The sequence below is a fragment of the Methylobacterium sp. JK268 genome (assembly GCF_054052225.1).
The window spans coordinates 1-10,921 of sequence record NZ_JBSVZN010000051.1; the positions used below are offsets into that span (position 1 = coordinate 1).

General features: G+C 71.1%; 12 protein-coding genes and 1 pseudogene. 4 read left to right on the top strand and 9 right to left on the bottom strand.

The annotated features are described in order from the left end of the window. The first annotated feature begins 110 nt into the window (after positions 1-110). A protein-coding gene (locus tag ACW9J6_RS33090; protein WP_457116050.1) for an IS630 family transposase occupies positions 111-1,057 on the top strand; the annotation gives its coding sequence in 2 pieces (ribosomal slippage) (positions 111-450 and positions 450-1,057; 948 coding nt in all). 39 nt (positions 1,058-1,096) lie between these two features. On the opposite strand, the gene ACW9J6_RS33095 is transcribed toward ACW9J6_RS33090, so the two are convergent. From ACW9J6_RS33095 to ACW9J6_RS33125, 7 genes and pseudogenes are all read right to left on the bottom strand, one after another. After that, on the bottom strand, positions 1,097-1,585 hold the full coding sequence (locus ACW9J6_RS33095) for a hypothetical protein (protein ID WP_457120579.1): 489 nt from the start codon (positions 1,583-1,585) through the stop codon (positions 1,097-1,099). Positions 1,586-1,598: 13 nt separating this feature from the next. Then, a complete protein-coding gene (locus ACW9J6_RS33100) occupies positions 1,599-2,108 on the bottom strand; it encodes a hypothetical protein (protein ID WP_457120580.1) in 510 nt (169 codons plus the stop codon). Positions 2,109-2,150: 42 nt separating this feature from the next. Beyond that, positions 2,151-2,660 (bottom strand): hypothetical protein, encoded by a 510-nt coding sequence (locus tag ACW9J6_RS33105; protein WP_457120581.1) that lies wholly within the window; start codon positions 2,658-2,660, stop codon positions 2,151-2,153. 43 nt (positions 2,661-2,703) lie between these two features. Beyond that, complete coding sequence (locus tag ACW9J6_RS33110) at positions 2,704-3,285, bottom strand: hypothetical protein (RefSeq protein WP_457120582.1); 582 nt, start codon at positions 3,283-3,285, stop codon at positions 2,704-2,706. A 470-nt stretch (positions 3,286-3,755) separates the two neighbouring features. Beyond that, positions 3,756-4,157: a hypothetical protein gene (locus ACW9J6_RS33115; protein WP_457120583.1), complete on the bottom strand. Its 402-nt coding sequence runs from the start codon at positions 4,155-4,157 to the stop codon at positions 3,756-3,758. Between the two features lie 63 nt (positions 4,158-4,220). Continuing rightward, positions 4,221-4,340 (bottom strand): annotated as a pseudogene (locus ACW9J6_RS33120) (carbohydrate ABC transporter permease); the annotation flags it as partial. A gap of 295 nt (positions 4,341-4,635) precedes the next feature. After that, on the bottom strand, positions 4,636-5,427 hold the full coding sequence (locus ACW9J6_RS33125) for a class II glutamine amidotransferase (protein ID WP_457120611.1): 792 nt from the start codon (positions 5,425-5,427) through the stop codon (positions 4,636-4,638). Positions 5,428-5,741: 314 nt separating this feature from the next. Here ACW9J6_RS33125 and ACW9J6_RS33130 point away from each other — a divergent pair, with 314 nt between their 5' ends. Further along, a complete protein-coding gene (locus ACW9J6_RS33130; RefSeq protein ID WP_457120584.1) occupies positions 5,742-6,134 on the top strand; it encodes a response regulator in 393 nt (130 codons plus the stop codon). Between the two features lie 397 nt (positions 6,135-6,531). On the opposite strand, the gene ACW9J6_RS33135 is transcribed toward ACW9J6_RS33130, so the two are convergent. Both ACW9J6_RS33135 and ACW9J6_RS33140 read right to left on the bottom strand, forming a co-directional pair. Continuing rightward, positions 6,532-7,557: a histone deacetylase family protein gene (locus ACW9J6_RS33135; RefSeq protein WP_457120585.1), complete on the bottom strand. Its 1,026-nt coding sequence runs from the start codon at positions 7,555-7,557 to the stop codon at positions 6,532-6,534. Next, the gene (locus ACW9J6_RS33140; protein ID WP_457120586.1) at positions 7,554-8,255 is read right to left on the bottom strand and encodes a GntR family transcriptional regulator; all 702 of its coding nucleotides are present in this window, start codon (positions 8,253-8,255) and stop codon (positions 7,554-7,556) included. The genes ACW9J6_RS33135 and ACW9J6_RS33140 overlap by 4 nt, the downstream gene beginning before the upstream one ends. A gap of 117 nt (positions 8,256-8,372) precedes the next feature. Between ACW9J6_RS33140 and ACW9J6_RS33145 the strand changes: the two genes are divergently transcribed. Next, on the top strand, positions 8,373-9,131 hold the full coding sequence (locus ACW9J6_RS33145) for a class II aldolase/adducin family protein (RefSeq protein WP_457120587.1): 759 nt from the start codon (positions 8,373-8,375) through the stop codon (positions 9,129-9,131). A gap of 237 nt (positions 9,132-9,368) precedes the next feature. Beyond that, entirely contained in the window at positions 9,369-10,919 is a 1,551-nt protein-coding gene (locus tag ACW9J6_RS33150; RefSeq protein ID WP_457120588.1) for an ABC transporter substrate-binding protein, read from the top strand. Positions 10,920-10,921 lie beyond the last annotated feature (2 nt).

Genomic DNA, 10,921 nt, shown 5'->3' on the forward strand with positions numbered 1-10,921 from the left:
TAGAGCATTTATCGTTCAGGTAGAAATGGCTTCGCTTGGCTGGACGTGGTCCCGCTCCTATGTGGATGTTACCTGGTGGAGATCAATCCTCAGGTGCACGAGGAGGAACCGTGCCTGCCGCCCTGTCCGTCGATCTTCGTCGTCGCGTCGTTGCTGCTCTGGAGCAGGGCTTGTCCTGCTCGCAAGTCGCCGAGCGGTTCGGCGTCAGCCCAGCCAGTGCCAGCCGGTGGCGCACCCAGTTGAGCTGCGACGGTTCGCTAGCAGCTGCCCCCATGGGCGGGGACCGTCGCTCGGCTGATCTCGAAGAGCACGCCTCGGTTCTGCTCGACCAGGTCGCGCGGACGCCCGACCTGACGCTGGCCGAGTTGAAGGGTCGTCTGTCCCGGCGCGGGGTCAAGACCTCGCTCAGCGCGATCGCGCGCCTGCTCACGCGGCACGGCCTGACATATAAAAAAAGACAGCGCATGCCGCCGAGCAGCAACTCCCAGACGTGAAGGAAGTCCGCGAGGCGTGGTTTGAGGACCAGCTCGACCTGGATCCGGAGCGGCTGGTGTTCGTGGACGAGACCGGGGTCAACACCAAGATGGCGCGTTTGCGCGGGCGAGCGCCCTGCGGCGAACGATGCCGGATGGCGACCCCGCACGGGCATTGGGCGAGCACGACGCTGGTGCTGGGCTTGCGCAGCGATGGGCTGGTCGCCCCGCATCTGCGCCGCGGCGCGATGACCGGTGCCGCATTCCTGGCCTACGTGAAGGAGGAGTTGGCGCCGAGCCTGCGCCCGGGCGACACGGTGATCCTCGACAACCTGTCGGCCCACAAGGTGGAGGGGGTGCGCGAGGCAGTCGCGGAGGTGGGAGCGCGGATCCTGTATGTCCCCGCCTACTCGCCAGACTTCAACCCGATCGAACAGGTGTTTGCCAAGATCAAGGCGCTGCTGCGCAAGGCGGCAGCGCGCAGCGAGGAGGCTCTGTATCGGGCCGTCCAGCGCATCCTGCGCTGCTTCAAGCCACGGGAGTGCGGCCGCATCATCGCTGCGTCGGGCTACGATGCCGACTGAGCCGCAAGCCAAGCTATTTCTAACTGAACGGCAAACGCTCTAGTGTCCGAACAGGACGATCTCGTCCCGCACGCGCCGCAGCCACTCCTCGGCCGCCTCGGCGCGCTCGACCGCCTTGCGCAGCTTCTCCTCGGCGATCCGGATCTGGGCGCTGGCCCGCTGCTGCATGTCCTTGACGTAGGCCTCGGCCCGGGTCGCGATCTCGCGGTTGCGCCCCTCGAAATGGTCCTGCGCCTGCTGAACCTCCTGGCGGAGGATGCCGAGCCGGTCCTCGTACTCGGCCGCCTGCTTGGCGAGCTGGGCCTCCTGCTGCTTGATGAGCTCGCGGGCGGCCTTCAGCGAACTGACGATGCTGAAGCCGAGGTCGTTCAGCTGGAGTTCCGCCCGCGCCTCCGCGTCCTTGCGGTTGGTGTTGGCGCCCGCGGCGGGCATGGGCAGCGGGGCCTCGGCCTCCGCCGGGACGGCGCGGCGCGCCTCCTGCGGCTCGGCGGCGACGGGCGCCCACGCGGTGTTCAGAGCAGCGGCCATGACACGGTCTCCCTCACGCCTGTTCCGATCCGTCATCGCCGGAGGCGCCGCGCGCGGTCGCCTCCGTCCGGGCCGTCCGGGCGGGCGGGCCCGTGCGCCGCACGACCCGCTCGACCGCCGCCGCGATGTGCCGCAGCCACTGCTCGGCCGCCGCCGCCCGGGCCTCCGCCACCTCCGCCCGGGCCTCCGCCATCCTGACGCGGGCCTCCGCGTCCTGGCGGATCTCCGTCAGGCGGCCCTCGGCGGCGGTGGCGCGCGCCTCCGCCCGGCCGAGCCGCTCCCGCAGATCCTCGCCGCCCGGCGAGGGCGGCCCCCGCCTCGGCCGCGGCGCGGCGGGCGCCGCGGCGCCGATGCCGGCCAGGAACGAGAGCACCCCGCTCCACCCGGTCCCGGGCAGCCGGCCGAGGCCGGCCCGTTCGGCCCATCCCGCGGGACCCGCCGGGGTCGGGGTGCCGAGGCGGAGTTCCGCCGCCGCGAGCTGCCGACCGACCGCGGACCACGCCTCTTCCCGATCCCCCCGCATCGGCGTCATCCCTCGCCCTCGCCCCGGCGTCTGCGCGCCGCGTCACGCCATGGCGACCGCCCGCGGCGCCGGCGCCTCGCTCTCGCCGCGGGGCGCCAGCCGCTGGGCCGCGGCCCGGATGCGGGTCAGCCACTGCTCGGCCGTCTCCGCCCGCGCCTCGGCGGCCCGGACCTTCAGGGCGGCGCGGGCCTCGACCTCGGCCTCGCGGGCCTCCAGCAGCCGCACCCGCTCCTGAAGCTGCGCGTTGCGGGCCTCGACCTTCCCGACATGCTGCCGGGCCTGGAAGAGCTCGTCGGAGAGTTCCTTGATCAGGTCGCCCTGGACCCGCTCCTTCTCCCGCAGCAGCGCGTGCTCGCCGATGAGCGAGCCGGCCTGCTCGATCGCGTCGAGCGTGTCGGTCCAGTCGCCGCTCTCGGCCGCCTCGCCCTCGGGGCGCACCGCTTCCGCGGCCTGCGTCAGGGCGTGGGCGCCGCGGATGGTCACGATCCGCCTGTTGATCTCCTGGACCTTCTTGTCGATCTCGGCCCAGTGGGTGTCCGGATTGGCGTGCATGATCGTCCTCGCGGAAAGGTGTCGGGATGCGGATGGCGCCGCCTCAGGGCGCGCTGCGCCGCTCGATGATCTGGCGCTGCGCGGCGCCGTGGATGCGCTTGAGCCACTTCTCGGCGGTGTCGGCCCGGATCTCGGCGATCCGCGCCCGCTCCTCGGCCGCCTGCAGCTGGGCCCGCGCCTCCGCCTGGAGGCGCTGCACCCGCTGCTCGCTCTCGGCCCGGATGTCCTGCGTGCGGGCGTCGGCCCGCGCCCGGATCTCCTGCAGGCGCTGCTCGGTCTGCCCCTGGATCGCCTGCTCGCGCAGCCCCGCGTTGCGCAGGTCCTCGGTCAGGCGGGCCACCTCCCGGCGCAGCTCCGCGACCAAGTGCTTGAGCAGCGTCGTCTGATCTTCCGAGCGATGCGACTTCTCGCTCGCCAGTTCGCCCAGCGTCTCGATCATGTCGAGCGTGTCCGTCCAGTCCGCGCGATCCGACGGGGGATCGGCCTCCTGGTCCCGCCCGGCATGGGCGGCGAGGGACGGCCTCAGCGCGTGGACCTCGGCCACGGGCTTGAGACCGAGCTGTGAGATACTCGCGTTGACCTGCTCGAGAATGTCGGTCCACGGAACCCGAGACGCTTCGGCCATCACCCGCACCTCTCCCCCAAGACCCTTCCTGGCTCGGTCAACAGAAATGGGTTTTTATGGTTAAAGAATAGTTAATCTACTCACCGGTGCCGGATTCGGGCCGGTGCGGGCAGCGGCGGCTGACGCTGAGAGACTGATATAACATTTCTTAGGTTGGCCGAGCCGGCAGCCTCTTCGCGGTCTCGACTTGATCATTCCGGCTGCAATCGATCGTAGAAGTGAGGGTGACCGGCATCAGAGGCTCGCAGGTGCCCCCAAGTCCGCCGACGGAATGGTCCCGTTCTGTTTCGGTCATGGCTGGAACTTACGAAGAGATAAGGAGGTTTGCGAGAATATTGGTCGAGCGCGCCCGCTCGGAATCCCGGCCCGGCCCGGCGGCCTAATCCGTTTGGCCGAGTGGATCGGGCCTTCGGGGAGCGGGTCGACCCGGCCGGCGCGCCGCGGCGGCCTCGCCGGGCCGGGCCGGGCGCTCACGCGCCCGCGAGCCCCCGGTACCACGCAGCGTAGGGCGTGCCGGCGACCATGCGCCGGTTGAGGTCCGGCGCGCCGTCCTCCCAGTAGGGCGGACCGCGCTCGCCGAGGGCGCGCTTGGCGCGGTCGACGGCGGCGCGGGCCGCGGCCAGGGCGGCGGGGTCGGCCGCGGCCTTCGCCTGCTTAACGGTCCGGCGGGCGGCCATGAGGTCGCCCACCAGCGCCCGGCGGCGCTCTTCCGGCAGCGCGGGATCGGCCCTCCGCCAGAGGCGCCCCCGGACCACGAGGTAGCGGCCGTCCGGCGTGACCGGATGGGACGGGTGCGTCCCCTCGCGCGCGCCGCCCGCGCTCCGGCCGCGCTCGGTCCTCGCCTGGCTGGGGTCGCGCTGCGTCGCGGTCATGCGGTCTCGTCCGTCGCGTCCGGCAACGCGCCGCCCGGGCGCGGGTTCGGCCCGCCGCGCCCCCTACCGGATCCCCGCCCGCATGAAGGATTGCACGAAGAGCCGCTGGAACAGCAGGAACGCGACCAGCAGCGGCGCCGCCGTGAGCAGGGTGGCGGCGCTGATCACCGACCAGTCGATGCCCTGGTCGGTGGAGGCGAAGACGGGCCACGCCCCGAACGCGGTGCGCCTCGCGCTGGCGGCGCCACCCCTCGGCGACCTCGCCCGCGCGCTGCGGGACCTGCGCCGCCTCGCCCTGCAGGGCGAGGAGGTCGGCGACTGAGGCGCGCGCTCGTGGTCCGGAACAGGACGGTCCGACGGTTGCCGGCCGCCACGGTGGTGTCGAGGATGGAGCCCGGATCGCCCCCGCACCCTCCCGGGATCGCGCCGGTGCGGCCGCCCTGAACGGCGAGGGCCGCCCGCGCGTCGAGGATGGGGCTCAGGCGGCCAGCGGGCTGGCCGTGCGGGCCGACTGCTCGATCCGGGGCGGCCGGCCCGTGCGGACGATCAGGGTCGCGCCCTTGGGCACCACCCGCCAATCCTCCCGGCACCCGTCGATCGGCTCGGAGACGACCAGCACCCCGCTCCCCGTCTCGCGCCAGTAGAGACTCGGCGGGGCGCCGTCGCAAGCCCAGCGGAAGGCGGTCAGGCCCTCGCCGTCGCTGAGCACCGCGGTGAGGCGAAGGGGCTCGTCGATGCCGGCCGCGCGCATCAGGTCGCGAACCATGGACACCGTGCGCGCCATGGCGCCGGCCGGGTCCTGTTCGAGCCCGTTCGCCACCGCGAGCAGGAACAGCGCCTCGGAATCCGTCGAGCCGGCGCGGGAATCGTAGAGCGCGTCCGGGATCAGCGCCTCCAGCCGCCGCTTGATCCGGGCGTAGCCCCCGATCTGGCCGTTATGCATGAACAGCAGCCGACCATGCGCGAAGGGGTGGCAGTTCGCCCGGGTCGTCGCCGTGCCGGTCGAGGCGCGCACATGGGCCAGGAAGGTGCGGGCGCGGATCTGGCGGGCGAGGCTGCGCAGGTTCTCGTCCGACCAGGCCGGGCGCACGTCGCGGAACAGGCCCGGCTCGGGCCGCTCCCCGTACCAGCCGATGCCGAAGCCGTCGCCGTTGGTCTCGGTCTTCGCCTCGGCGGCGTGGAGGGATTGGTGGATCAGCGAGTGGGTCGGCGTGCAGACGAGGTCGTCGAGATAGACGGGATCGCCATGGTAGGCGAGGAAGCGGCACATCGCCCGGACACCCGCGGGTTGCGGCGTCCCGCCCCGGCCCTCGACCGCGCCGCGCGACGCCTTCATGGAAGCGTAACATTCCGGCCGAGCTGGTGAACAGCCCGTTAATGCGGCTCAGTCTGCAACGGAAAGCGGCAACAATCCGGACGGGACGAAGGATCGCGCTGCCGGCCGGGATCGTTGGGCGGGGTCGGCCGTTGAACAGGGTCGGGGTTCCGACGTCCATCCCGCCATCCCCACGGCCCCTTCCATTGCGATGACCTTGGCCGGACCGGGTGCGGCGACGCCATACTTGCATGATTTGAGGAGGACACATGGGCAAGCTCGCATCCGCCGGTCCGATCGCGGTGGTGGTGGAGGACGACGCCTCCGTGCGCGATTTCGCGGCGGCGATCCTCGAAGAGACGGACCTCGACGTGATCGCCTGCGGTTCCGCCGAGGATGCGCTGGACGTGATCCGCGCCCATCCCGACGAGGTCGCGCTGGTCTTCACGGACGTGGCGCTGCCAGGCGCGATGGACGGCGCGAGCCTCGCCCGGACGGTGGAGCGGGAATGGCCGGACGTTCGGGTGGTGGTCACCGCGGAGGAGGGCAGGCGCCAGCCGCTCCCCGACCACGCGGTGTTCATGCGCAAGCCCTGGCGTCCCCTCGACGTGCTGGTGGAGGCCGAGCGCGCGACCCTGGACTCGACGCGCCGGGCGGCGTGAGGGCGGTTGTTCGAGACGCGCCGGTGAACCCTCCCCCACGGAGGCTATCGTGTGCACGCCGCGGTCGAAAAAGCCCCATTGATCCGAGCATATCGCTCGGTGAGTCCGGCGCGGGGAACCCCTCTCCCGTGCGGGAGAGGGGCAGGGGATCGAAGATCCCGCGTGAGGGTCCCGGACCATTCAGAATCAATCGCTGACCTCGGTGCTGGCAGCGGGACGGTTCAGACGTCTTGCGGAACCACCTGGACCCTCACCCCTACCCCTCTCCCGCACGGGAGAGGGGATCCCGCGATCAACCTTGAGGCTGCCGATCACCGACTGCCGAGGCACAATTCTCTGATCCCGCGCACGATGTGTGCTTGCGGGAGCAGGGGAGGGATCTGTCTCGGCGCCGTTCCTACCGCGCCTCCTCGAACCCCGCGAGCGTCGCCGCGAGGTTCGGCCCGAGATGCTCCGACAGGTAGCCGCCCTCCTGCACCAGCACGGTGGGCAGGCGCAGGCGCGCCAAGGCGGCGCCGATCCGCGCGAATCCCTCCGTCGACACCGCGAGCCCCGCCAGGGGATCGTGCACCGAGGCGTCGAGGCCGAGCGCCACCACCAGAGCCTGGGGTTCGAAGGTCCGGATCAGCCGCGCCGCCTCGTCGAGGGCCGCGAGGTAGCCGTCATCCTCCGTGCCGACGGGCAGCGGCAGGTTGCGGTTGGCGCCGAGGCCCGGCCCCTCGCCGCGCTCGTGCGCGTAGCCCCAGACGAAGGGGTAGAACCGGGCCGGGTCGGCGTGGAGCGAGACCGTCAGCACGCTCGGATCGGCGTAGAAGATGTCCTGCGTACCGTTGCCGTGGTGGACGTCCACGTCGAGGATCGCCACCCGCTCGTAGCGCGTGCGCAGGTGGGCGGCCGCCACCGCGCTGTTGTTGAGGAAGCAGAACCCGCTCGCCCGATCCCGATAGGCGTGGTGGCCCGGCGGCCGGCAGAGCGCGTAGGCGCAATCCTCCCCGTCTAGGATGAGCTGCGCCGCGCTCGCCGCCACGTCCGCCGCCGCGCAGGCCGCCGCGAAGGTGCCCGGCCCGATCGGGCAGGCGGTGTCGAGCGTGTGCCAGCCGAGGCGCCCGATGATGTGCTCCGGATAGGTCGCCCGCTCGCGCATCGGGTGGATGTTCGCCACCATCTCGGGCGCCGCGTCGCCGAGCGCCGCCCAGGCGTCCCAGGCCTCCGCCAGGAAGGCGAGGTAGTCGGGGCCGTGCACCCGCGCCCGCGCTGCGTGGCCGTGGGCCTGCGGCGCCACCAGGGTGTGCCCGCCCGCCGCCAGGCCCGCGCGCAGGCGGTCGGCCCGCTCGGGCTGCTCGGTGGTGCGGGTGACGCGCCCCCGCACCAGGAAGAATTGCGGGTCGTGCCCGCGGTGGTCCTCGGAATAGACGGCCTTCATGGAGCCTCCGGATTGGTCGAGAGGGCGCGGGCGAGCCGGCCGACCTCGCGCCACGCCACCCCGACATGGTGGTCGATATGGGCGACGATGCGCTCGGGATGACCCGCCTCGATGGCGGCGAGCACCGGCTCGTGGGTGCGGGCGATGGCGTGGGGATCGTCGTAGAGGTGGCCGATCAGGCCGATCACCACCTTCAGCTCCGAGGCGAGCCCGTCGAACAGGCGCAGCAGCCGCCCATTGCCGGCGATCTCGCAGATCAGCCGGTGGAAGCCGTAATCCGCCGCCACGATCGCGGCGGGGTCATCGCGCTCCGCCGCCCTGTAGAGCGCGTCGAGCTGGGCGCGCAGGGCGGCGCGGCCCGCCGGCGTCAGGCGGCGGGCGGCCTCGACCGCCGCGTGGCGCTCGATGCACAGGCGCAGGTCGTAGATCTCGTCCACGTCCGCCGCCGCGATCTCGCGCACGAAGAAGCCGCGCCGGGGATGCGCCCGCAGCAGACCCTGGCTCTCCAGGAGCCGCGCCGCCTCCCGCACAGGCGCCCGGCTGATGCCGAGTTCGCGGGCCACCGCCGCCTCCGCCACCTTGGCGCCCGGCGCGAGCCGGCCGGCCGTGATCGCGTCGGTGAGCCGGCGGGCGACCTGGCGCACGAGGTCGCTCTCCGACAGGATCGGCAGGCCGACGGGGGGAGACAACGGGCGCATGACACCTCCGGCGGCAGAGTGTGCACCCGGTAAGCGTCGATTGTCGACAGTTTCGGCTTGATCTGGTGTTTCGCCCGCGCCACTCTGCCCTGGTCTCGTCGAAGGAGGGTCCGACCAATGCCGTCACCCCGCACGCCCGAAGAGCAATCCGTCCGCACCGATCTGGCGGCCGCCTACCGGCTGATCCACCGCCTCGGCCTCGACGACAGCATCTACACGCATATCTCGGCCCGCCTGCCGGGGCCGGAGCACCGCTTCCTGATCAACCCCTTCGGACTGCGCTTCGAGGAGGTGACGGCGGCGAACCTCGTGACCGTCGACCTCGACGGGCGGGTGATCGACGACCCCTACGGCAAGGGCATCAACCCGGCCGGCTTCACCATCCACAGCGCCATCCACGCGGCGCGCGAGGACGCGATGTGCGTGCTCCACACCCACACGGTGGCGGGCGTGGCCGTGTCCTGCCAGGAGGAGGGGCTGCTTCCCCTCAACCAGTGGTCGATGCAGTTCACGGACCGCATCGCCACCCACGCCTATGAGGGCATCGCGCTGGACCTCGACGAGCGCGAGCGGCTGGTGGCCGATCTCGGCGACAAGTTCGTGATGATCCTGCGCAATCACGGCCTCCTGACCTGCGGCCGCACGGTCGGCGAGGCGTTCCGGCTGATGCACAACATGGAGCGCTCCTGCCGGGCGCAGCTGGCGATCCAGTCCGCGGGTGCCCCCCTGGTGCGCCCCTCGGCCGCGATCGCGCGCAAGACCGCCGGGCAGTACGGCAGCTTCAGCGAGAAGATCGTCTCGGGCGCCCTCGTCGACGTCGAATGGGAGGCGTTCAAGCGCATGCTGGAGCGCAGCGACCCGGATTACCGCGGCTGAGAGTGTCGGAGCCCGGCTCCCCTTTTCCGGACGACTGAAGCGCCAGCGGAAGGAGATCCGGAAACCAGCACAGGAATTGCCGCGAAGCGGCGCCTGATTCCAACAACGTTGCTGAAAGCAGCCGCTTCGCGGAGTCTTGCGCTGGTTTCCGGGTCGCATTCCGCTGACGCTGCATTTGCCCGGAAAAGGGTGGGTGGGGCGAGAGAGATGTCACGCGGCGCCATGGAGACGGGACGGATGATCAGGCTTGTCGCGGCGGGAACGGCGCTGCTCCTCACGCTCTCGGGCACGGTTCTGGCCCAGACCCCGAAGCCCGGCGGCGTCGCCAACGCGGTGATCCAGCCCGAGCCGCCGGGGCTGATGCTCGGCCTGCTCCAGAACGGCCCGACCCAGATGGTGGCGGGCAACATCTACGAGGGCCTGCTGCGCTACACCGAGAAACTGCAGCCCCAGCCCGGCCTCGCCGAATCCTGGGAGGTCAGCCCGGACGGCAAGACCTACACCTTCCACCTCGTCAAGAACGCCACCTGGCACGACGGCAAGCCCTTCACCGCCGAGGACGTGCTGTTCTCGGTGGAGTTCCTGCGCCAGACCCATCCGCGCGCCAAGGGCAACATGGCGAAGGTCGCGAGCCTCACCGCCCCCGACCCGTACACGGTGGTGTTCACGCTCTCCGAGCCCTTCGGCCCCTTCCTCGGCGTCTTCGAGGTCGGCTCGCTGCCGATGATTCCCAAGCACGTCTACGCGAGCACCGACTTCAAGACCAACCCGGCCAACAACACCCCGATCGGCACCGGGCCGTTCCTGTTCAAGGAGTGGAAGAAGGGCGCCTACATCCACCTCGTCAAGAACCCGACCTACCACGTCGCCGGCCGGCCCTACCTCGACGAGATCTACTGGCACGTGATCCCGGACGCCGCCTCGCGGGCCGTGGCCTTCGAGACCGGCAAGGTCGACATCCTGCCCGGCGGCTCGGTCGAGAACTTCGACGTGCCGCGGCTCTCGAAGCTCAAGGGCGCCTGCGCGACGGCCAAGGGCTGGGAGTTCTTCGGCCCCCATTCCTGGCTCTGGCTCAACAACCGCCAGGGGCCGACCGCCAACAAGGCCTTCCGGCAGGCGGTCTCCTACGCGATCGACCGCGACTTCGCCCGGGACGTGGTCTGGAACGGGCTCGGCAAGCCGGCGATCGGGCCGATCTCCTCCTCGACGCGCTTCTTCAACGGCAGCCTCGGCACGTATTCCTACGACCCGGCCAAGGCGAAGGCCCTGCTCAAGGAATCCGGCTACAAGGGCGAGACGCTGCGCCTGCTGCCGGTGCCCTACGGCGAGACCTGGCAGCGCTGGGCCGAGGCGGTGAAGCAGAACCTGGAGGATGTCGGCATCAAGACCGAGATCGTCGCCACCGACGTCGCCGGTTGGAACCAGAAGACCTCGGACTGGGACTACGACATCGCTTTCACCTACGTCTACCAGTACGGCGACCCGGCGCTCGGCGTGTCGCGCAACTACGTCTCGTCGCAGATCGCCAAGGGTTTCCCGTTCAACAACGTCGAGGGCTATTCCAATCCCGCCGTCGACAAGGGCTTCGCGGAGGCTGCCGTCGCGGTGAGCGACGCCGAAAGGCAGCGGCTCTACGACGCCGTGCAGAAGACCGTGATCGAGGACGCGCCAGTGGCGTGGCTGCTCGAACTCGAATTCCCGACCATCACCCGCTGCACGGTGCACGACCTCGTCACCACCGGCATCGGCGTGAATGACGGGTTCCGCGACGCCTGGATCGAGCGCTGAGC